The sequence below is a fragment of the Streptomyces sp. NPDC001401 genome (assembly GCF_042895385.1).
Classification (GTDB): domain Bacteria; phylum Actinomycetota; class Actinomycetes; order Streptomycetales; family Streptomycetaceae; genus Streptomyces.
This window is the reverse complement of the sequence record NZ_JBIAWI010000005.1, coordinates 354043-375804: the sequence shown is the minus strand read 5'-3', so window position 1 is coordinate 375804 and position 21762 is coordinate 354043. Positions and strand designations below refer to the sequence as shown.

Sequence of the window (21762 nt, the reverse complement as noted above, 5' to 3'; positions counted from 1 at the left end):
GGAGTTGGCCGGATGCGGTTGCAGACGTCAGGAGATCGTCAAGAAATCGGCCCCGCACCCGGTCCCGCGCCGAGGGTCGTGGTGGTGGGCGCGGGCTTCGGCGGGATCGCCGTCGCCGCCGAACTCCTGCGGCACGGGCCGGCCGAAGTGACCCTGCTGGAGGCGGCCTCCGGGCTGGGCGGCACCTGGCACCACAACCGCTACCCGGGCGCCGCCTGCGACGTGCCGAGCCACCTGTACTCGTACTCCTTCGCCCAACGCGCCTCCTGGGCCCATGTGTTCTCCCACCAGGACGAGATCCTGCGGTATGCCCGGGAGACCGCGGACGCGCTCGGGATCACCCCGCGGATCGTCACGGACACGACGGTGACCTCGTGCACATGGGACGACGGGACGCGTACGTGGACGGTGCGCAGCCGTCGTACGGGATCGGACGGGCCGGAGGAGGAGCGGGTGGCCGATGCCGTCGTCCTTGCCACCGGGCAGCTCGACAAACCCGCCCTCCCGGCCGTGGAGGGCCTGGACGACTTCGCTGGGCGCAGCTTTCACTCGGCCCGCTGGGACGACGGCTACGACCTGCGCGGCAAGCGGGTGGCGGTCATCGGGACAGGAGCGAGCGCGACCCAGCTGGTGCCCGAAATCGCCCCGTTCGTCGGGCAATTGACGGTGTTTCAGCGCACCGGCAACTGGTTCCTGCCGCGCAGGGACCGCCCCATGCCGGCATTCCTGAACCGCGCGATGCGATGGCCCTGGGCGCGCCGGGCATGGCGCCGGCTCCTCCACCACGGCATCGAGCTGCTGACCCTCTGCATCCGTCACCCCCGAACCGTCGGCCGGGTCGGAGCCCTGCTTTCCGCCGCCCATATGCGCCGTCAGCTGCCCGACCCGGAACTGCGCCGCAAGGCCTGGCCGGACTATCCCTTCGGCTGCAAACGGGTCCTGCTCAGCTCCGACTTCCTGCCCGCCCTGCGCCGCCCGAATGTGGAGCTGGTGACGGACCGGATCGCCCGTATGACCCCAAAGGGCCCTCTGACCGAGGACGGCCGTCTCCACGAGGTCGACTGCGTGATCCACGCGACCGGGTTCCGTACGAACACCTTCATGCTGCCGATGGAGGTGCGGGGCGCCGGCGGCCGCTCGATCAGGGATGTGTGGGCGGACGGAGCCCGGGCGCACCTCGGCATCATGGTCCCCGGCTTCCCTTCCCTGTTCCTCATGTACGGGCCGAACACCAATACCTCCGGCGGCTCCATCCTGTTCTTCCTCGAGGCCCAGGCCGCCTATGTCCGCCGGGCGTTGGAGCTGGTCCGTGACGCGGGAGCGGCGGCGCTGGACGTGCGGCCGGAGGTCGAGGAGGCGGGGCTGCGGGCCCTGCGGGCACGGTTCGAGGGCACGGCGTGGCAGTCCTGCTCATCGTGGTACCGCACGCCGGACGGCCGGAATGTCGCCAACTGGCCCGGATACATGGGGGAGTACGCGGCACGGACGCGTCGGCTGACGTCCGCGGAGTTCCGTTTCATTCCGTCCCGGGTGCGATGAACCGGGGCGGTGCGTCGGCGAGTTGCAGCAGGGAGCGGGCGCCCTCCGCGCCGCCGGCCGGCTCCGTGCCGTTCGCCGCACCCGGAAAGAGCCGTCCCCACGCCCAGGCCCGCCCCAGCGCGCCGAGCCGCCAGGCCAGGGAGAGGGCGTGGCGCAGGTCCGGCAGTGTGCGGCCGACGTCGGTCCAGGGGTCGAGATACGCGTCCCGGAGGCGGGGCAGTACTTCGGGGCCGTAGCGTTCGACGGCCCGGCGGGCGGGGACCAGGAAGCTGCAGAAGGGGTGCGTCACGGCCGCATCCCCCCAGTCGAAGAAGGTGAAACGGCTGGTGGAGGGCGCGTGGAAGACCTGTGCCTCGTGCAGGTCGGCGTGGTCCAGGCAGTCCCCGATGCCGGTCGCCGCGAGCTCCGCACTCCAGTCGGCCACCCGGGGCCGCAGGCCGTCCAGCACCGCACGCTCCGCGTCCGTCAGCGCTCCGTTCTCCGCCACGAGCCGATCGAAGACCTCGGGCAGCGCGGCGGTACGGGCCCCGGGCACCCCGAGGGACTCGATCTTCCCGGTGTACGGCAGCAGGGAGCGCTGCATCCCGGCGTACTGACGCAGCATCTCCTCCCACGCCTCGACCCCGGCCTCACCGGCATCGAGAACGTCGGCGAACCGCCGGCCCCCGTCGGGCAGCAGCGACCACCCCCGTCCGGCATCCACGGCGAGCGGTCGCAGCACATGCTCCGGAACCCATCCGGCCAACGCCGCACCGAGCCCCGCCTCGAAGGCGCTTGCGGGCGGGTTGGCCTTGAACCACACGCGATCGCCGCCCCTGTCGCCCGTTCCGCCGACGTCCAGCCGTACCAGGACCGACCAGGGCCGCAGCCGCACCTGCGGCGACCCGGCCGGCCGCAGCCCGTGCACGGCCAGTACCTCGTGGATCCATCCCAGGGCGGCGGCCCGCCACGCCTCGTCCTCCCAGGGCGTCACGGCCTGCGGATGGCGCCCGCGGTCCACGGTCTCGGCGGCCTGTGGCAGATCACTGTTCATCGCGCCATCCCATCACCCCTGGCGCGGGCCATCATCGGAATTTCATCGCCCCTGCAACGCCTCCCGACAGGGTTGCGGGAAACGACCGGCAAGGGTCGTCCTGCTGACAGGGAGTGCTGGTGACCGAAGCGGAGCTGGTGGCCGCGGCGCTGGCCGCGGGGGCGCGGCTGGGCGGTGCGCGGGGGGCCGTCGTGGGTGAGGTGTATGTCGCGCTGCGGGAGACGGTGCGGTGGCGGCTGGCGGGGGACAGGACCGGGGACCACGGGTTCGGGGTGCGGGTGCTGGACGCGCACGAGACGGATCCGGAGGTGTGGGGGAGCCGACTGGTGGGGGTGCTGAGCGGCTCCGGGGTGGCGCGGGACCCGGAGATCCAGGCCGCGGCGCGCATCCTGCTGGGGGCGGAACGGCGGGCCTGCCGACTCGCGTTGGACACGCGAGGGGTACGGGTCGGCGGGGATCAGGAGGCGTGCTTGCGGCGCACATAGGCTTCGCGCACGTCGATGACGATCTGGAACTGCTGCTGTGCCTCGGGCAGGCGGCCCAGCGCCAGGCAGGCCTGGCCGAGGCGGTTGCGTATGTCCATCTCCAGCCAGGCGTAGCCGGGTTCGGTCAGCGGGGACAGCAACCGGAGCAGCTGGAGAGCCTGATGGTGGAGGGCCACGGCTGCGTGCGGATCTCCCCCGCCCTGCTCCGCCGTGCCCAGGCGGGTCAGGCTGCGGGCGGTGTGGAAGATGTCCCCGCCCTCCTCGGCCAGGGGGACCGCCTGCTGGAGCAGGCTCCTGGCCTCGCCGTACCGGGCCAGGCGGAGGTGGATGTCGGCGGCGCAGCTCAGGATCCTGCCGAGCATGCGCGGTCTGCCGTCCGTCTCGGCGTGGACGCGGGCCTCGGTGAAGGATGCCAGCGCCTCCTCGTCCCGTCCCTCGAACTGGTGGACGCGGCCTTGGATGAGGAGCGTCATCGCGACGATCCACTCGCTGCGCGGCCTCTGGGTCAGCTCCAGCGCTGCGAGGGTGTGGGAGATCGCCAGGTCGCCGTTGCGCAGACTCGCCTCGACGGACGCCAGCCCGGTGAGCGCGTTGCCCTCCTCGGCCGGGTCGCCGCGGCGCCGGCTGAGGTGCAGCGCCTCGGTGAACCAGGCGCGCGACTGCGTGTACCGCGCCTGGTGAACCGCGGTGTAGCCCAGGCAGACCCGCAGCGCGCTGTCCATCCGCCGGTCGGTGGCCTGGTCCAGGTGCGTGAGCGCGATCTCCGTCGCCATCTGGGACTCGTGGTAACGGCCCTGCCGCACGAAGTAGTCGCACAGTGCCTCGGCGATCCAACAGGCGTGGTCCGCCTCGCCGTTGGCTGCCGCTTGCCCCACGACGTCGACCAGCTCGTTGCCCGCGGAGTCCAGCCAGTGCTCCGCGTCCCGCCAGTCCCGGAAGGGCGTCCGGCCGGGCTGTGGCCCGCTGGGGAAGCCGACGGGGCCCCAGTCGCTGGCGACCCGCGCCGCGTCCAGGAACAGCCGCAGCGCGGCCGTCCGTGCGACGGCGGCTTCTTCGGGGACCGCCTCCGCGAGACGCCGCGCATGCACCCGTACCAGATCGTGCAGCCGGTAGCGCCCCGGCCGCGGCTCCTGCAGCAGACTCGTGTCGACGAGGCTCTCCAGCACCCGCTCGGTGTCCCGCGCCGACCGGCCCAGCATCGTCGCCGGCGTCAGTACGTCGAACTCGACCGTCGGCACCACTCCCAGGGCCCGGAAGGCGCGCTGCTGCTCGGGCGCGAGATGGTCGTACGACAGCCGGAAGGCCGCCTCCACGCTGCGGTCCCCGACGCTGAGCTCGCCGAGCCGGTGGTCGTCGCCCGCCATACGGCCCACCAGGTACTCCACCGTCCAGCCGCGCCGGTTCTGCAGCCGCGACCCGGCGATGCGCAGGGCCAGCGGCAACCCGTCGCACAGGTCCGCCAGTTCGCGCGTCGCCGACGGCTCCCGGTCCGCGCGTTCCGCCCCGACGATGTGCCGCAGCAGCGACACCGCATCCCCGCTCTCCAGCGGCTCCAGGGTGACGCGCCGTTCTGCGTCCAGTTCTGCCAGCCGCCGCCGGCCGGCCACCAGCACCCTGCTGTCCGCCCCGGCGGGCAGCAGCGGCCGTATCTGGTCGGCGTCCAGGGCGTCGTCCAGCACCAGCAGCAGGCGTAACGGACTGGTCGCCGCGCGCCAGGCGGCGGTGAGTTCGTCTAGGTCGCTCGGCAGCTCGCCCTTGGCCGCGCCGAGCGAGCGCAGCAGCCGTTGCAGCGCCTGCTCCGGCGTCTGGCGGCGCTGGGTGCTGTAGGCGCGCAGGTCCACGAAGAGGCAGCCGTCCGGATGGTCGCCGCTCAGGGCCCGCGCGGCCCGGACCACCAGTGCGGTCTTGCCGACCCCGGCCGGGCCGTCCACGGTCATGACGGACACGGAACCGGGTGCGGCGGGCGGCGCTGTCAGCCGGGCCAGTTCGGCTTCTCGGCCCACCAACTGACCGGCGTCTCCCGGTAGTTCATTGACGGTACGGCGGTGGCGTGGCCGGACGGGGAGAGGAACAGGCCGGCCGAGGAGGGCCTCGTCGTCCCGGCGCAGCACCGCCTGGTGCACGCGGCGCAGTTCGTCGCCGGGGCTGACACCGAGCTCCTCACGCAGGTGCTCGCACACGTCCTGATAGACCTTCAACGCCTCCGCCTGCCGTTCACCGCCGTACAGGGCCCGCATGCGCAGGGCGGCCAGCGACTCGTCGTACGGGTCGGACGGCGAAAGAACCGCGAGGTCGTCCAGGGCGTCGGCGTGGCGGCCCAGCGCGAGGAGGCACTCCAGGCGGGCCACCCGGGCCGAGCGTCGGCGCTCCAGCAGCCGGTGCCGTTCGAGCTCGGCGAAGGGGCCGGGCAGACCGGCCAGCGGTTCGCCGCGGAACAGGGCGAGTGCTTCGGTGAACCGGTCGGTCGCGGCAGGGAGTTCGCGGGCCGCCATGGTGCGCCGTGCTTCCTCGACCCGCTCGGCCAGGTCCGCGGTGTCCAGCCGGACCGCCTCGGCGACGAGGCGGTACCAGCCCTTGCCGCTGCGGATCACCGACTCCGTGTGCGGGGTGCCGTCCGGGTCGAGCGCCCTGCGCAGGGAGTTGACGTGCGTCGGCAGCACCTTGTGGCCGCCGGGCGGGGGCTCCTCGCCCCATACGTCGTCGAGGAGCCGGCCGTGGCTCAGCTCGACGCCCGGGCGCAGCGCCAGGGCGGCCAGGACCGCCTGCCGCTTGATGGGGCCCAGATCAAGGGGAGTTGTGCCCCGCCAGGCCCGGGTCGGGCCGAGTACCTCGATTCGGAGCCGTGGCGACGATTCCCGGTGTCCCCCGTGTCCCCCGTCCACTGCGCAGCCCTCGCTCTCGCCTCTGCCGCAAGTCAGTCGCAAGTCAGGGGAATTGCAACCGCTTTCGCGAGGGTTTGCAAGTGCGGGCGGCCTACGACGGGCCGGCGCCGCGCCGCGCAGCGGATCCGGTGGACCGCTGCGCGGGGATGCGGGGCGCCGCCAGCCATTGGGCGACCGCCTCCGAGATCGGCTGCCCGGTCTCCAGCTCGACGAAGCCGAACTGCCCGCCCTGGTTGCACTCCAGGAACCACCAGACGCCGTCCTCGTCCTCTGCGAAGTCGAGGGCTGCGTACGCCAGTTGGGCCAGGGACAGGTACTCGTGCACCGCCCTGCCGATGCGCTCGGGCACCGCGGCCGCCTCCCAGGCGTGCTCGGTGTCGCCGAAGCGCCCGTCGACCTGGCCCGGCTCGGCCCGCTTGCGGGCGGCGAACAGCCGGGTGCCGACGCAGGTCAGCCGGATGTCGGCGCGCTTGGGGACGTAACGCTGCAGCAGCGCCGGACCGGCCGCGACGGCGGAGAAGTCCGCGTCGGGGCCGATCAGCGTGGTGGGCAGGGCCAGCCCGGGTTCACCGGGTGGCGGCCCCGACGCGGACTTCACCACCACGTCCCGGTGCTCCTCGGCGAACTGCTGTGCCAGGCGCGGGGAGGTGGTGAAGACGGTCGGCGGAACGGCGAAGCCGCTGAGGTGGGCCACTCTCAACTGGGTCGGTTTCAGGCGGGCCTGTTCGGCGCTGCGCGGGTGGTTCATCCACCGGGTGGGCACACAGTGGAGCATGCCGTACAGCGCCTGACGGGTCTCGGCGGTCAGCCACGGCGAGGGGTGTGCCGCGTGCGCCGCCGGTTCGCCGGGCCTGCGCACCCAGACGGAACGCAGGCCTCCCGTGCTGAGCACATGCCCGTTGACCGAGAGGTGGCCGTCGAAGTCGCCGTGCGCGTACTCGGCGGACAGCACGGCCTTGCCGGGCAGGTCGGCGGGGTCCAGCCGCATCACGGGGGTGCCCGTCTCGTGCAGCCTGGCCACCACCATGTCGGCGGTCACGTCTTCCTCGCACGTGAGGATCAGCACGGTCATGCGGTGTGCCGGCCGTCAGTCGTCGAAATGCGTCGCCGAACCGGCCGTGGACGTCGTCGTTCCGGCGGCGAGCAGAAGCTGCCGGTCGGTGACGGCCGGACGGCCGTCGGGCAGCACGTTGAGCTGACGGGTCGCGTCGAAGCGGTACGGCGTCACCACGGTCGGCAGCCTGTTCGGGAAGGCGTAGTTGAGGGTGAACGGTCGCACTCGGAACCTCCAGGTCGCACATTGCCTGCGTACATCCCCATACGCATGCCATGCGTAAGGAATTCATCACTTTCCAACACATCGGGGTGAAGGTCATCACATTGACGAACGTCTCGTGTGCATCACTGGCACCACAAGCACCATCTGTTTGCATCTTCACCACACCCGTCCATCGGATCCGGCGCCGCAGATGTCACAGTGTCAGCTGCAGCGCCGGTCGCCATCTGTGGAAACGCCCGAGGGCGGCGTCCCGTCGCCGGTACGCCGCCCTCGGTTGTCGATGCCAGTCCGTCAGCTCCGGTGCGGAGAGCCGTGGACCACGAGCTCGGTCACGTCCAGGTAGCGGCAGCCCGAAGGGCTGGAGTCCGTCGCGCAGTTGGCGCCGTTGTCGGCGGCCTGGTTGCCGAGCATGGTCAGGCGGACGTACCGGACGTTCTGCCCGGTGCCGGCCTTGAGGGACACGGCGTTCTCCCGGCCGGTGTCGGCGGGCTTGAAGTGGCCCTCGGCGGCGGTGACCCAGGTGGTGCCGTCCGTCGAGGTCTCGACCCGGTAGTCGCCGAGGGACGCCGTCACGTCGTCCCCGCAGCCCGCTGTCGGGTCGATGCGCAGTTCGGCGACGTCGACGGCCGAGGGCAGCTTGACCGTGTTGTGCACCGGGTCCACCCCGGTGCCGTTGCTTCCGCCCTTGGCCTCCGAGCCCCAGACGGCGCCCGACATGTCGATCAGGCCGTTCGGTCCGCAGCCGGAGTCGCTGAAGTCGGGCCCGGTGAACTCCGTGACCGCGGCGCCGCCGGAAGCGGCGGCCCAGTCGCGGCGCAGTGCCCAGTCGGCGCTGCTCGCGGAGGTGACGGAGACCGTGCGGATCTGCGGCTCGTAGCCGTTGCCGCTCGCGTACACCTTCCGGTACGTGCCCTCGGGGACGTTCCGGATCGTGTACGTGCCGTCCGCCGCGGTCACGGCGGAGAAGTCGGCGCCGGGGAAGCCGGAGGCATGGCCGCTGATGCTGACGGTGACCCCGCCGACGGGGGCGCCGGACGCGTCGTCGGTGACCTTGCCGGCGAGGGTGGCCACCGGGGTGTCCGGGCCGGGCGGCAGCGAGAAGTCCTCGTCGGGCCTGGTGTCGTCCGCGGTGAGCGCGGCGGCGAAGTAGCCCATGCCCCGGTGCGCGAACACCTTCCAGATGCGCTTGTGGGCCCGGCCGTCGTTGACCGCGGTGTCGGCCTCGAGGATGGCGTTGCGCTGGTCGAGGAAGGTGGGGTTCGCGGGCGACAGCTCCATCGCCCGGGTCAGCAGCGACTCGGTGAGCCTGCTGCCGAGCCGGTCCCGCAGGTCCCACAGCGTCTCGCTCCAGATCTCGCCGTCGGCGTGCACCTCGGGGCCGCGGCGCGAGATCTTCCCGTAGTCGCCGTAGGTGTACCCGCCCTTGCCCGCCGCCGACGTGCCGGGGCACTTGGCGGATGCGGAGCCGACGGGGCAGTCCAACGGCTGGGAGCGGGACGGCAGTTCGTCGGTCCAGTGCGGCGGGTCGAGGGCCACCTCACCGTCCGTACGCCGGCTGTCCTTGAGCAGTCCCCGGTTGTTGAGGAAGTCCAGCGCGTACCAGTCGCTCCACGCCTCGCCCATCGCCCCGCCCTGCTGGCCGGTCAGGGCCGAGACCCCGTCGGCGTCGACGACGAGCCGGTTGGACAGACCGTGCGTGTACTCGTGGTAGACGGTGGCGGCGTCGTCGCCCCAGTTGCCCTGCAGCACCGTGTAGCCGGGCCCGGACCCGGTCAGGTACATCTGCATCGTGGGCGCCTGTCCGTCCGGCGGCGTCCCCATGTTGGCGTTGTTGAGGTGGTTCTCGTCGGGCAGCCCGTGGTCGACCGCCGCGCCGTCGTCGGTCTGCGCCTGTACGGCGTCGCCGTCCCGGCCGTCGAAGTTGCCCGCGGCCCGGGTGAAGCCGATCGGTCCGGCCTCCAGGTGGTCGTGGTAGGTGCCCAGGTAGTAGTAGACCTGCGCGGCGTTCTGCTCGCGGTTGGTCTTCCAGGAGTACGGCGTCTTCTGGTCCCAGGAACAGGGCAGCGGGACGTCGCAGCCGGGACCGGTGACGGGCTTGAACGGGAAGGAGAACGTCCCGTCGGCCGCCGGAGCGATCTCCTCGCCCGCGTCCACCTTGTTGTTGTCGTCGACGTCGCTGAAGACGTGCGCGATACGGCCGTCGAGCGTCTTGGCGCCGACGGGGAGCCAGCCCCGGGCCGTGAGGTGGCGGGTGTGCTGCTTGCCGCCCGACGGGGCGCCGGGGTACCGGTCCCAGACGAGGACCTTGCCGGTGCGCAGGGACTTGGCCGGCGAGGAGGACAGGGGCTGCCCGGAGGAGGGCGCCTCCCCGGTCGCTGCGGACAGGTCGGAGGAAAGGTTCTGCCGATACAGAACCCGGCCCGTTGCCGCGTCGACGACGTGCAGCCACATGCCGTGGCCGTCCGGCACGGTGACCGTCTGCCACGCACGCCGGGCGGTGCCTCCAGGCGCCGTATACACGACCTGCTTGGCGGTGTCTCCCTTGCCGACGCCGTCGGCCTTGGCACCGGCGATGTCACGAACGGCGGTGTGTTCGGCCTCCGTCGAGGTGATGCGGCCGGCGGCCAGCTGCGAGGGCAGCTTCGGCACCGGGGAGCCGAGCACACTGATCAGCCGCCCGTCGCGGGAGACGTTCGCCCTGACGCCGTTGCCGAACACCGGGACGCCGTCGACCGACTGGACGAACGACAGATGACGCACCCCGGCGACGTCGGTGTACTCCTTGCGCAGGGTCAGATCGCCGACCTGACCGGCGGAGAGACCGAAGACATCGGGATGGTCCCGCAGATACTGCCGGACGCTGTCCTCCGGGCCCTTGTCGCTGCGGGGTGTCAGATACCCGTCGAGCTTGGCCACCTGCCGCGCCGTGCCGGTGGCCGGGTCCAGCTCGAGCACGCCCTGAACGCCGAGCTGTTTGCGCAACTGCCGTACGCCGGGCCGCTTTTCGGCCTTGGCGAGCCGGGCGTCGCGGCGCACCAGCGTCTGCTGCGACGGTACGGGCGGCGTGGCGGACGGTGTGGGCGACGGACCGTCGGCCGCCGGGCCGCTCGGGGTTGCCTGCGCGGCGCCGGGCACAAAAGCGACGGCCAGCGTGAGGCCGGCCGCCGCGGTGAGTATGGTCGCGCGTCTCGCACGCGAGGAGGAGGCTCTCGCCATTTTCAACGCCTCGTGGGGGGTGAGGGGTCCAACGGCCGTGTTTTACGGCCGAGTTGTACGCCTCGCACCCTTTCAAGGCGACCTGCACGACAGAAGACCTCAAAGATCAAGTGTCACAGACGTCACACAGGGAGGGCTGTCCGGATCAGTTGGTGGCCAACGATGCGGTGAAGTCCGTCCATGCCTTGGGGGGCAGGCGGAGTATCGGGCCGTCGGGGGTCTTGGAGTCGCGGACGGCGACGGTGGCGGGGATGTTGCGGGCGACTTCGACGCATTCCTGGCCGGGTTGACTGTAGCTGGACTTCACGAAGGCGAACTCGGGCATGGGTTACGTTTCCTTACGCAGGCTGTCGATCAGAGTCACGGAGTCCCGGGGTGCCAGGCTGAGCCTGGATGTGCGGTCGAACAAGTCACCGTACGTGCTACTCCCGGCCTCGTTCTCCACCCACACCATGTCCGTGAGGCCATCACTCTGCACCACGTCCAGAGCGTCGTCCTCCGCGAAGGAGAGGATGCTGAACGGGCCGCTGATGCATGGATGCGCACCCGTCCGAAACGGAAGCACCTGTAGGCGCACGTTCGGCAGTTCGGCTACCTCCAGCAGGCGTTCCAGTTGTGCGCGCCTGATGTGGGGCCCACCGACCTCCTGCCGCAGCGCGGCTTCCCAGATCACAGCGTGCAGTTGAAGGGGGCGCTCACCGAGAAGGCGCCCTTGGCGCTTCTGCTTGACCTCCACGTCGCGCTCGATGTCGTCGGGGTCTTCCCAAGCGGCGCTGGCAACACACAGCGCACGTGTGTACTCGGGGATCTGAAACAGCCCGGGAATCAGCGAGGACTGCCAGCTGCGGATGCGTGTGGCAGCGTCCTCCATCGCGAGGTACTCGGCCATGGCACCCGAGTCGACCGTGCCGCGCCACCACCCTTTCGCCTTGCGGCGTTCGCGGTCCAGCCGGGCCAAGTCCAGCAGGCGGGTGAGCGCCTTGGGGTCGTCCAGGCCGTAGAACTCGCACAGCACCCGGATATCCGGGTCCCGCATCGGCACCCAGCCCCGCTCCATCTTCACGACTTTGGTGCCGGTCGCATTGATGGACTCGGCGGCCTGCTGCTGGGTCTTTCCGGCGGTGTCACGCAGGCGCAGCAGCTCTCCACCGAGCCTACGCGCCAGGACAGTTGAGACCTGTCCCTGCCGGAGCTGAGTTGGTCGAGTCATGGTCACAGTGTGTCCCAAGCCAGTTACCCGGTCGAGCAGGTTCTCGCCCTGAGGAAGAACTTCCTCAGTTCGATTGCACTTAGGTGGGCCGCTTCACTACCGTCGGCACATGGTCACTCACTCACCGGAACCACAACTCGGAGGTGCCGCGCCCGTGCCCCACACCAACCCCACCCCCGAACCCCTCCGCCACGAAGACCAGCTCGACTACACCCCCGTCCCCCGCAGCGTCGCCCTCGCCCGCCACCGCACCGCACGGCTCGTCACCGACTGGGGTCATACTCACCTCGCCGGAGACGTCGCCCTCGTCGCCAGCGAGCTGATGACCAACGCCCTGCTGCACGGCAGCCTGCGCGACCGGCTCATCCGGCTGCGGATCACCACTACGACCGCAACGCTCCGCGTCGAGGTCAGCGACCCTCGCGGTGAACGGCTGCCGTGTCGGCGTGAGGCGGCCGACGAGGATCAGTTCGGGCGAGGACTGTTGCTGGTCGGAGCGCTGGCGGACGGCTGGGGTGTCGCACCACGGGCGGGTGTGGGCAAGACGGTCTGGGCGGAATGGGGCCTCGGCCTCACCCTCTGCGCCGGCGATCCGCTCCCGCGTACGCGGCAGTGACAGGAATGGCCCTAGCGTGGGCCCGTGCCGGAAGGGCGCTCGACGAGTGGAAGGGGCGGCCCATGACCACGCCGCACGCGGACGGAAACGGCCCGCTCATCCCCATGCCTGAGCTGACACTGCCGGCGCTGCGACAGGCCGTGGCGACGGTGGCTCTCTCCCGCCTGCCCGAGTTCTTCGACGACCTGCAGAAGGCGTTCGTCCGCGCCGGGGACGAGGACAGCGTCGTACCGATCCGCATGTTCTACCGGCAGTGGGGTGTAGTGGTGGAGATCGAGCGTCACCCCGATACGGCCCATCGCCTGCACGCTGCCGAGCAGGCCATCAGCAGCTCCGACCCTGACGTGCGCGAGCGCGCCATCCGCGAGGCCGGAGAGATCGTACGAGCCGCACACCGCGAGGTCGCCGGTGGCTGACTGGCGCTGGGAGCTGTTCCAGGACGACCTGCTGGACGGGCTCCCGGATGCAGCACGTGCCGAGACCGAACGAGATCGCCGTACGAGAGTCGATGGTCTTTCTGGAGGGAGCCGCCTACACCGGACCGGGGCCTGGCGTGCGGACCGAGAGCCGTGGGCTCCTCATGCTCACCTACCTGACCGATGTCCGTGGTGAGCGGATCGTGGTCGTGCAGGTGAGCTGGTTCGGCTGAGGCGCGGCCGGATCCAGGCCGTATCGATCGGGTCCGCTGCCTGCGGTATTTCCGTGAACAGGGGTTTGTTGCTGCCTTGGGGCCGTCGGAGGCCATTCATGACGTGCAGGGAAGGTCCGGCTTGGTCGCTGAACTGAGCTCCGAGGGTTGGGCCGATCATGGCCACCGTCAACCATCAGCTGGGACCGAACTGTCAAGCATCTCCCGGGATCGGACAGCCCCACACGCCCGATGTCTAGGTTCAGTTCATCCTTGACGGATGTACGTCGCTTGATGCTTTCCGGTTCCTAGCCTGTTGTGTAGTTCTTCGTGCCGTAGGCCTTGAAGCGGGTCACCTCCTTGCTGGTGGTGCGGGGCACTGTCCGCAGGCGGTGTCCGTCGTGGTCGAAGACGTGCAGGGTGGTGTCGGTGACCTCGACGGTGACCACCGTGCGAGCGTGCGCCATGCCGACCTGGACCTGCTGGCCGCAGACCTGGATGCTGCCGCGGGCGGACACCTTCCGCCCGACCCGCACCGCATCCTGCGGTGTCTTCGGCGCCAGCGGACTGAGCTGGGAAAGCGTGTGGTAAAGGTTGTCTTGTAGCCGACTGCCGTGCAGCTTCAGAGGGAACTCAAGACGTCGTTGGCACGGGCTACAAAATGCGCCATGGTGCGCTCCAACTTCTCAGCTTCCTGAGTCTGCACCGACCAGAGTTCGTCTTCGGTAAGGGGCGTGCCCGCAGCCAGTGTTTCCGCCTGTTTGTGCCAAAGCTGTTCGAACGCGTCAGTCATGTCTGCTGCAAGCCGCTGCAGCGTGATGTCTGCAATCAGCGTCAGGTGTGTCCTGTGGGTGAAAAGGGCTCTCACAGCTCCGTCCAGCTCCCGCTCGGCCTCTGCTCGTACCTCCTCCGCCTGAGTTACGGCGGCTCTACCGATGGCGGCCAGCTCCAGCCGAGCCTTGCTGATCGCCTCAAGACACTGGGCCAATACGTTCCTCAGCAACTGCTCGCGTCGTGCGGAACGTTGTTCCCTCGCCTGATGTGCCAGCTGGATCCGCATCACCAGCCAAGCCACACCCCCAGTGATCACGCTCGCCATCAATGCCGATCCAGCAGAGATCACCGCAATCGCTACGTCACCTGACATGTCCCCCCTTTCATTCCGTGCCCTTACCGTGCCCGATCGAGCAGGGAGCCCGGGGAATAGCGGGTGCCAACGGATTCCAGGCGCAGAAACGGCCCCCGACCAACTACCCAGGTGGGGGGCCGTTCTCACTGCTCGTCGTGCGGTGGGTGTGGGATTTGAACCCACGGTGACATCGCTGCCACGACGGTTTTCAAGACCCTACGCCGAGTCAGCCGCCAGTTACGACAGGGACGATCACTGCTGCGATCGCAGAGAGCAGGCCCGCTACGGCCAAGAAGGCGTTGAACTTCTCTTTCGCGGTCGGGAACACGGCGCGGCTCATGTCCCCGACCTTGCTCCGCAACACGATCATCTTGATCTTCTGCCATCGATGTTGCCGATTCCGGCATCCCATCAGCACGCCGTAGGCGTTGTTTCGACAGTAGGTCCGCCCGTCTCGGTTCACCGCACCGCACCAGACCGGCACTTGGAAGGAGGCGTAGGCGAACACCGCAACGGACAGGGCGGCGATGATCGGGAGGGCCCATCGCTGGCTCCACGCGAGGATGAGTGCCCCAACGGCAATGTATCCCCAGTACAAACGCATGGCTTTCCCCATAGACGCGCAGCGTAATGGCATATGCGCAGGTCAGGCAGCGGCAGGAACCAGCCAGAATCCCCGCGATGGCGTGCAGCTTCCTCTTGACTTCAGCCGCCTCTGTGTGACTACCCAGGGGTCTCAATTTCCCGTAGGTCACCGTGTTCGTTGAGCCGCCACCGGACGCCGACGTTGTCTGTGAAGAGAAGGGCCGGACGTTTGTGATCGATCTCGGCAAGCAGCCGGCCGGACGTGAAGAGGTAGATACGTCCAGCCCCGACCATTGGGACGGGCACGTTCAGCTGTGGCCCGTCTGAGACGACGGTCAAGCCCCTGCGAAGCAAATCAGCCTCAACGGCTGCCGAGGCCTCCTGTGCTTCCTGTTCCCCGAACCGGACTGTGACCTCATGAATGGGTTCAATGCTCAGGTTGCGCACCTCGACTCTGAAGGTATCGGGGATGGGCTCACCATTGGAGTTTCCCGGGTCTCCGCTCTGTGCCCATAGCTTGACTGTCATCTCCACTTTGCGAGCTTGAGCAATCTTGCGGTCGTGAGCAGCAGCCCGTAGCTCGGCACGCTCTAGTGCCAGCGTGGCCGCCTGCTCAGCAATGAACTGACGCTGCTCGTCGATCTGGTCGCGCTGGCTCTTCAACGTCCAGATCGTGGCCCCAGCCGCAATAGCGGCGAAGGAAGAACCCACCCACGTAGCAAGATCGCCAGCATCCACGAAGTCTCCTCAGCCGCAGTTCCACTGGATCGTCCCGTCACACTGAGCCTCAAGTGTGACGACAGCTGTACAGCAGCGAAGTACCGCAACCCCAGCAACCTTCAACGTCCTTAGCGTCCCTCCGGGGCTGTCGCGCGACCGGTATGACCACCACCGACCGACCCTCATAGAGCTACGGATCAGAAGTTCCCCGTGCCACACTCGTGCCAGATCCAACGGGGAGCCACGGGGAACGGCAGTCGCCGGCAGGTGCCTAACCCACGGTCCGCCCAAGTGGACAGTTCGCAGGCCAGAGCGCCACTGGCCTCACCTCGCTCCTAAGGCGGTGCTCTCCGTTCATGGCGCGGCTGTGAAGCCGTTGGACTGGTCAAGATGGAACGAGGAGCCCAAAGCCGTGGGAGCCCAACCCTCACGCTAGGCAAGGCGAATGGCCGCAGCAACACCGGACGGCAGTACAGGCTCAGACTCGCGCCCGATCCAGTTGCTCGGATGCGGCTGGTCGGTGGTGACCACGAGCGTCGTCTCCGGGGTGTCCGCACGTTCTACCGCGAACGTGCACGGCGACTGGGCCAAGTCCTGGATGTACGTCGGCCCGCCTCGCAGCCGCCAGCGGTAGGCCGTGCCGTCGACAACGATCTGTCGTGATCCCTTGCGGACCAGTGCCATCCCCTCCCTTCAACAGCGAAGATGCTAGCGAGCCCGGCCCGCCGTCCGTTAGCCCTCCGCTCCGTTCGCCGACGATCGGTGGCGTTCGCGCAGCGAAGAGATGCTGCTTCTCAGCCAGGACTCCGCCTTGTCCGCGACCCGTTCCATCAGTTCTCGGATGGAATCGTCTGGCCTCACCTCATACCACTGCTGGCAGATGAGAAGGGCCACGTCGCGATCGTGAACTTCCAGCACCCCGGCGACGCCAGGAATGCACTTCGGCTCAGGTGGAGGGGCCGACTCGCCAAGGGCCACCTTGTTCCACCATGCCGCTGTCAAGGTTCCCTCCTTACCTCCTATCTTCCGTGTCATGGCCTCCATCTGGGCATAGCTCATCCCCTCACTGGTACGCCGCTGCACTTCCCGACTGAACACGTTGTCGCTCATGGCCGTCATCGTTCAGGAAGATCAGCACCCTGTCAGCTGGGTTGAAGGGATCTGCGATCACGGTTCATCGGCCCCGCTACAGGAAGGAGACTGCGCGCCTTATGCCGCTCTCGACGAGCTGAAAGGCCGCCTCGACTGGAACCTCGACGACGAGCTGCGCATCGCGGTGGGGGCACTGGACGACGCTTCGGACCTCGCGGCCGCCTACGGCCGCGACTGGCCCGAAGACACCGCGCCCCGCCTGGTGAAGACGCTCACCCTGAAGTCCGCAGCGAGGTACCTGCGCAACCCGAACGGCTACACACAGAGCCGGGCCGGGGACGAGACGCTCGCCTGGTCGGAGATCGGCCGGGACGCTGGCACCGTGTACTTCACGCGCGAGGAGATCCGGCTCCTTAGCCGTACTGGCGCCGAGGAAACGCGCAAGAAGCTGAGTACCAATCCCGACGGGACCGGTACCGCACAGCGCTACACCGGTTCGTCGAGCACGGCGGCCGTGTCGTAGGGAAGCATCTAGAACGCCCGTAAGCGACCGCCGCACCACAAGCGCACCAGAACGAGCGGGGAGTAGCGGGGAACCACGGTGAAAGCCACCGGGCCGGGCGAGGCCGCAGCGAAGCCGTTCGCCCAGGTCAGTGCCAAAACCAGCAGCGAATGCCCGCAGCTTCCCAAGCTGAGGGCACTCGTCGCGTTGTATCACCCTTGTCCCTGGCCGAGAGCGTCTTGAGGCTCGACGCGAGGGTTTGAAGCTCACGCAGACCGCCAAGATGGGAGGCATGGGTAGCTGGGGGGATCTAGCGGGACAAACAGCCAGTGCGCTCATAGGGACATTGGCCGGCGGAGGCATCGCGGTGTACGTGGCGCGGTGGCAAACCGCGAGGACTGTCGAATCACAAATCCAGCTCGCGGCATCCCAAGAAGCTGCCAACAGCGCGTTAGCACGTCGGCAATGGGTGCAGCAGCGCTCCGCAGAGGCTGCACAGCGGCTCTTGGAACACCTCGCAGAGCTTTACGCGTGGCTGCCATCGCTGCCGGACCTTGCACAAGACCAGCCGCGGTTGAGCCCGCAGGCTCGGGAGCGGTGTGCAGTGGCCCTCGATTCGGTCCGACGGGGCATGCAAACCGACCTTCTCTCCGTAGGAGACGACCGTGTCCGCGCCCGCTACAGGGCACTTGTGCGGTTGTGCTTCGACGTCGGGTACCGAGGCATCGGCCAGAGCCATCGCGAGCGCCAGATTCGCGACGTACGCGGGTACCTGCGCTATGTCCAGTTCACGCTTGAGGCCGTGATCGACGGTAGTCCCTTGCCGGATGACTACGCGGCGCCAGTGCTTGATGAGCGCAGTGACACCACTCCCTGGCTGCCGCCGGTGCTGCCCTGGCACTGGCAGGACCCAGCAGACGGCAGTTGAAGGATGGCCAGGGTAAAGGGCTTCGAAGACCTCACGATCAGCGTCCTGGACTGCAATGGCCAACCAGCCAATGGTTCGTGACGAAGAGGGCGCTCCGTTAGGGTGCGCCACATGACCGACGCCCCGGCCTGTCCCGAGTGCAGCCAGCCCATGAAGTCCGGCGGCTTCGTCCTCTCTCAGCGGGAGGGTGATGGCCGGCGGACCTGCCGGACGCTATGGAGGTGTACCGGTCGGCATGTCTGGTGGCGCTGGGCCGACCGGCCGGACGAGCCTTTGGAGCTCTGCCCGATCCCGAAGCTGTTCCGCTGACATCCAACGCTGACATCAACGACCCCGGACGGTGGCAACACACGGCAGCCAGTCGTGGCACCGGTGCACGAGGCGGGCCCCGACCGTGCCGAGGGCGGATCGAACTCCTAAAGCGGTTGTCGACCGTGGAGTTGGGCATCAACGATCCGCCGCAAGTCGGCGAACCGCTCGTCCTGCCGAGCCCCACCTGCCAGATTGCTCAGGGCGTACGCCGTGTACGTGAACCGTCCATGGTGTGGAACTACGCACCCCAATCGCCGAGACGCACCGCGCTGACACGCGACCATGGCCACGCGCCGGCTACACGGCAGAGTGATGGCCGGGGACAGCGTTGAGACCGAGGCTGCCGGTGCAGCAGTGTTGCTGCCATGGACTGTGACCGGACCTCCGAGACCTCCGCCGCCTCCTCCTTTCGTCCGACCCGCCGTCAACTCCTCGCCGCCGCAGGCGCCGTGCCGCTCGTGAGCGTGGCCCCGGCGGCGGTCGCACGACCCCGCACAGGCACCCCCTCCCTGACCTTCACCCAGGCCACCAACGGCTCGGCCACCCTCGCCCCGGCCGGCGACCGCCTGATCGCCGAGGTGCAGGGCACCCTGTGGTCCCTGCCCCGTACCGGCGGCAAGGCCCACCCCCTGACCCCGGCCGACCTCGAACCCAACCGGCCCACGTACTCTCCGGACGGCACCCTCGTCGCCTTCTGCGCCTACCGGGGCGGCGGCTTCCACCTCTGGACCGTGCGCCCCGACGGCTCCGAGCTCCGGCAGCGCACCGACGGCCCCTGGGACGACCGAGGCCCGGCCTGGTCGCCCGACGGCACCCGGCTCGCCTTCGCCTCCGAGCGCGGCGGCGACCCCGAAGGCGCCGCGAGCGGAAGCCCGTACCGCATCCACGTCCTGGACCTGCGCACCGGCCGCATCACCCGCGTCACCGGCCTGACCGGCCAGGAGGGCCCCCTGCAGGACGGCCCGTGGGAGGACTTCGACCCCACCTGGTCACCGGACGGCACCCGCATCCTCTTCGTCCGCGCGAAGACGGTCACCACCGCCCTGGGCCTGACCGTGGAGGCCCGTACGATCGCCGCCGTCCCCGCCGACGGCGCCGGACCGGTCGCCGTACGCCACACCGAGACCGAGGCCGCGCAGGTCATGACCCCGGCCCTGGCCCCCGACGGCCGCCTGGCCCACCTGCGCACCACGGCCGCCCCGAACGGCTCCTGCACGCTGGTCGTGGACGGGCACCCCGTCCCGGTGGCGGGGGACATCGCTCCGGTGCCCCCGCGCTGGACACCGACAGGAGAGCTGCTGCTGACGCTCGACGGCGCCTTCACCCTCGTACGGCCGGAGAGCCCGGAGCAGCCGCAGACGGTCCCCTTCGACGGCGTGCTCCCAGTGCAGCGGCCGCGGTACGAGACCAAGGAGTACGACCTGGGGGAGGCGGGCCGGGCACGTCCGGTGCGCGGCATCCACCTGCCCGCGCTCTCGCCCGACGGCAGGCAGATCGCCTTCGCGGCCCTCAACTCGCTCTGGCTGGCGGGCAGTTCGGACGGACTCCCGCCCCGGCGACTGCGTACCGCATCCCGCACCCGCTATCTGCTCGCGCCCGCCTGGGCACCCGACGGCCGGTCGCTCGTCTACGCCGACGACCGCGACGGCCTCCTCGGTGTGTACCGTCACGACCTCGCCACCGGCGAGGAGACCGCGCTCGCGACCGGCGGCCGGGTCCACCCCGCGCTCTCTCCGGACGGGCAGCGGCTCGCCTGCATCGACCTGACCGGACGGCTCCTCGTCCGCGACCTGGCCTCCGGCGCGGAACGCGTCCTCGCCACCCCCCTCGGCGGCGGCGGTCTGCCCGGCCGCCCCAGCTGGTCGCCCGACGGCCGCCACCTCGCCCTCTGCGACCGCAACCGCCTCAACTCCCGCTTCCGGGAGGGCTACAACCTCATCCGGATCGTCGACACCACGACGGGCACCGACCGGCTGCACACGGTGGCGCCCCACACGTCGATCGCCGACCGGTACGACTCCGGGCCCGTCTGGTCGCCCGACGGCCGCTGGATGGCGGTGATCGTCGAGTCGGCGCTCTGCCTGCTGCCAGTCGCCCCCGACGGCACCCCGACCGGCGACCTGCGCACCCTCAGCACCGAACCGGCCGACCACCCGTCCTGGTCCGGCGACTCGACGAGGTTGCTGTACCTGTCCGGCGGCCGGCTGCGGCTCGTCGACATCGACGGCGGCCCGGCCCGCACCGTCCGCGTCCCCCTGGACGCCCCCAGGCCCACACCCGCCGACGTGGTGGTGCACGCCGGACGCCTCTGGGACGGCACGGGCGAGACGACCCGCGAGGACGCCGACATCGTGGTGCGCGGCGGACGCGTTGCGACGGTGGAGCCGCACCGGTCGGGCCGACGGGCCGCCCTCCGCCGTATCGACGCCTCCGCGCGCACCGTGATCCCCGGCCTGTGGGACACCCACACCCACCCCTGGCAGAGCACCTACGGCGGCCGCCAGACCGCCGGCCAGCTCAGCTACGGCATCACCACGGCCGTCTCCCTCGGCGGCTTCGCGTACGAGCAGGCCCGCATCCGCGAGGCGGTGGCCATCGGACAGCTGGCCGGACCCCGGCTGCTGACCACCGGCGAACTCCTCGACGGGGCCCGCGTCGCGTACAGCATGGGCCGCGCCCACCGGACCCTGGAGGGCCTGCGCCGCTCACTGGAACGGGGCGCGGCGCTGGACTGGGACTTCGTCAAGACCTATGTCCGGGCGCCCGGCTGGGTCATGGCGGAGGCGGCCCGCTTCGCCCACGAACGCCTCGGCGTACGCACCGGAGGCCACCTGCTCTCGCCGGGCGTGCAACTCGGCCAGGACCTGACGACCCATCTGCAGGCCACACAGCGCGCCGAGTTCGGGCACGCCGTCACGGCAAAGGGCCGCGCCTACCAGGACGTCACGGAGATCTACACCGCACCCCAGGTGCACTTCTCCATGATCGCCACCCCCTTCACCTCCGCACCCCTCCTCGGCGCGGACCCCGCCCTCGCCGACGACCCGCGGGTCACGGTGGTGATGCCCCCGTGGGACACGGCCGCCGTCCGGCAGTCGGCGGGCGTCCCGCCCACCCCGGCCCAACTCGCCACCCTCCGCACGGAGACCGACATCTACCGCGGCATCCTGGCCGCCGGCGGCCTGGTCGCCCTCGGCACGGACCAGCCGCTCGTCCCGGTGGGCCTCTCCCTCCACCTCGGCCTGCGCGCCCTGCACCGGGGCGGCCTCTCCCCGGCCCAGGCCCTGCGCACCGCCACCGTCCTGCCCGCCCGCCTCTTCGGCGTGGACGGTGACCTCGGCACGGTCGAGAAGGGCAGGCTCGCCGACCTGACGGTCATCGACGGCGACCCGTTCACGGACTTCGCCACGCTCGTCCGTACGGTCTCGGTCCTCAGAGGCGGAGTGCCATACACGACCGAGGAGTTGATCGCCGCCTTCGAGCCGCCGGCCGGGGCCGCGACGGCAGCCGAGGAGGACTGGCTGGGGATGGGGCGGCTGATGCGGAGGGACGGGTGCTGCGACGGGCACGGCGTCTGAGCGGCTTCGGCGAAGTCCGCTGCGCTTC

21 protein-coding genes are annotated in these 21762 nt (G+C 69.9%); 8 read left to right on the top strand and 13 right to left on the bottom strand.

Features of this window, described 5'->3' with window-relative positions; all coding sequences use genetic code 11:
• The first annotated feature begins 12 nt into the window (after positions 1–12).
• On the top strand, positions 13–1539 hold the full coding sequence (locus ACFY10_RS20120) for a flavin-containing monooxygenase (RefSeq protein ID WP_390666497.1): 1527 nt from the start codon (positions 13–15) through the stop codon (positions 1537–1539).
• Here the strand turns inward: ACFY10_RS20120 and ACFY10_RS20115 are convergent.
• Positions 1517–2572, bottom strand: coding sequence for an aminoglycoside phosphotransferase family protein (locus ACFY10_RS20115; protein WP_390666496.1), 1056 nt, complete (start codon positions 2570–2572; stop codon positions 1517–1519). The genes ACFY10_RS20120 and ACFY10_RS20115 overlap by 23 nt on opposite strands.
• A gap of 119 nt (positions 2573–2691) precedes the next feature.
• Here ACFY10_RS20115 and ACFY10_RS20110 point away from each other — a divergent pair, with 119 nt between their 5' ends.
• Complete coding sequence (locus ACFY10_RS20110) at positions 2692–3057, top strand: hypothetical protein (RefSeq protein ID WP_390666495.1); 366 nt, start codon at positions 2692–2694, stop codon at positions 3055–3057.
• Here ACFY10_RS20110 and ACFY10_RS20105 read toward each other — a convergent pair.
• From ACFY10_RS20105 to ACFY10_RS20080, 6 genes are all read right to left on the bottom strand, one after another.
• Entirely contained in the window at positions 3030–5939 is a 2910-nt protein-coding gene (locus ACFY10_RS20105; protein WP_390666494.1) for a BTAD domain-containing putative transcriptional regulator, read from the bottom strand. The genes ACFY10_RS20110 and ACFY10_RS20105 overlap by 28 nt on opposite strands.
• Positions 5940–6030: 91 nt before the next feature.
• A complete protein-coding gene (gene tgmB, locus ACFY10_RS20100; protein ID WP_390666493.1) occupies positions 6031–7011 on the bottom strand; it encodes an ATP-grasp ribosomal peptide maturase in 981 nt (326 codons plus the stop codon).
• A 15-nt stretch (positions 7012–7026) separates the two neighbouring features.
• Positions 7027–7218 carry a putative ATP-grasp-modified RiPP gene (gene tgmA, locus ACFY10_RS20095; RefSeq protein WP_390666492.1) on the bottom strand — a complete coding sequence of 64 codons (192 nt, stop codon included), beginning with the start codon at positions 7216–7218 and terminating at the stop codon, positions 7027–7029.
• Positions 7219–7509: 291 nt separating this feature from the next.
• The gene (locus ACFY10_RS20090) at positions 7510–10434 is read right to left on the bottom strand and encodes a M36 family metallopeptidase (RefSeq protein WP_390666491.1); all 2925 of its coding nucleotides are present in this window, start codon (positions 10432–10434) and stop codon (positions 7510–7512) included.
• Positions 10435–10579: 145 nt separating this feature from the next.
• Complete coding sequence (locus ACFY10_RS20085) at positions 10580–10759, bottom strand: DUF397 domain-containing protein (protein ID WP_390666490.1); 180 nt, start codon at positions 10757–10759, stop codon at positions 10580–10582.
• Between the two features lie 3 nt (positions 10760–10762).
• Positions 10763–11644, bottom strand: a complete 882-nt coding sequence (locus ACFY10_RS20080) for a helix-turn-helix domain-containing protein (protein WP_390666489.1) — start codon at positions 11642–11644, stop codon at positions 10763–10765.
• Positions 11645–11798: 154 nt separating this feature from the next.
• Between ACFY10_RS20080 and ACFY10_RS20075 the strand changes: the two genes are divergently transcribed.
• From ACFY10_RS20075 to ACFY10_RS20065, 3 genes are all read left to right on the top strand, one after another.
• Positions 11799–12260 carry an ATP-binding protein gene (locus ACFY10_RS20075; protein ID WP_390666488.1) on the top strand — a complete coding sequence of 154 codons (462 nt, stop codon included), beginning with the start codon at positions 11799–11801 and terminating at the stop codon, positions 12258–12260.
• A 62-nt stretch (positions 12261–12322) separates the two neighbouring features.
• Positions 12323–12676, top strand: a complete 354-nt coding sequence (locus tag ACFY10_RS20070) for a hypothetical protein (protein ID WP_390666487.1) — start codon at positions 12323–12325, stop codon at positions 12674–12676.
• 56 nt (positions 12677–12732) lie between these two features.
• The gene (locus tag ACFY10_RS20065) at positions 12733–12909 is read left to right on the top strand and encodes a hypothetical protein (protein WP_390666486.1); all 177 of its coding nucleotides are present in this window, start codon (positions 12733–12735) and stop codon (positions 12907–12909) included.
• 287 nt (positions 12910–13196) lie between these two features.
• Here ACFY10_RS20065 and ACFY10_RS20060 read toward each other — a convergent pair whose 3' ends face one another.
• From ACFY10_RS20060 to ACFY10_RS20035, 6 genes are all read right to left on the bottom strand, one after another.
• Positions 13197–13424, bottom strand: a complete 228-nt coding sequence (locus tag ACFY10_RS20060) for a hypothetical protein (RefSeq protein WP_390666485.1) — start codon at positions 13422–13424, stop codon at positions 13197–13199.
• Between the two features lie 86 nt (positions 13425–13510).
• Positions 13511–14035 carry a hypothetical protein gene (locus tag ACFY10_RS20055; RefSeq protein WP_390666484.1) on the bottom strand — a complete coding sequence of 175 codons (525 nt, stop codon included), beginning with the start codon at positions 14033–14035 and terminating at the stop codon, positions 13511–13513.
• A gap of 208 nt (positions 14036–14243) precedes the next feature.
• On the bottom strand, positions 14244–14633 hold the full coding sequence (locus ACFY10_RS20050) for a hypothetical protein (RefSeq protein WP_390666483.1): 390 nt from the start codon (positions 14631–14633) through the stop codon (positions 14244–14246).
• 107 nt (positions 14634–14740) lie between these two features.
• A complete protein-coding gene (locus ACFY10_RS20045; RefSeq protein ID WP_390666482.1) occupies positions 14741–15340 on the bottom strand; it encodes a hypothetical protein in 600 nt (199 codons plus the stop codon).
• Positions 15341–15754: 414 nt separating this feature from the next.
• Positions 15755–16006: a hypothetical protein gene (locus ACFY10_RS20040; protein ID WP_390666481.1), complete on the bottom strand. Its 252-nt coding sequence runs from the start codon at positions 16004–16006 to the stop codon at positions 15755–15757.
• Between the two features lie 48 nt (positions 16007–16054).
• A complete protein-coding gene (locus tag ACFY10_RS20035) occupies positions 16055–16432 on the bottom strand; it encodes a hypothetical protein (protein ID WP_390666480.1) in 378 nt (125 codons plus the stop codon).
• Between ACFY10_RS20035 and ACFY10_RS20030 the strand changes: the two genes are divergently transcribed.
• From ACFY10_RS20030 to ACFY10_RS20020, 3 genes are all read left to right on the top strand, one after another.
• Positions 16431–16937, top strand: a complete 507-nt coding sequence (locus ACFY10_RS20030) for a hypothetical protein (RefSeq protein ID WP_390666479.1) — start codon at positions 16431–16433, stop codon at positions 16935–16937. The two genes, ACFY10_RS20035 and ACFY10_RS20030, sit on opposite strands and share 2 nt — an antisense overlap.
• A gap of 583 nt (positions 16938–17520) precedes the next feature.
• Complete coding sequence (locus ACFY10_RS20025) at positions 17521–17844, top strand: hypothetical protein (RefSeq protein ID WP_390666478.1); 324 nt, start codon at positions 17521–17523, stop codon at positions 17842–17844.
• Positions 17845–18521: 677 nt separating this feature from the next.
• Complete coding sequence (locus tag ACFY10_RS20020; RefSeq protein WP_390666477.1) at positions 18522–21734, top strand: amidohydrolase family protein; 3213 nt, start codon at positions 18522–18524, stop codon at positions 21732–21734.
• Positions 21735–21762 lie beyond the last annotated feature (28 nt).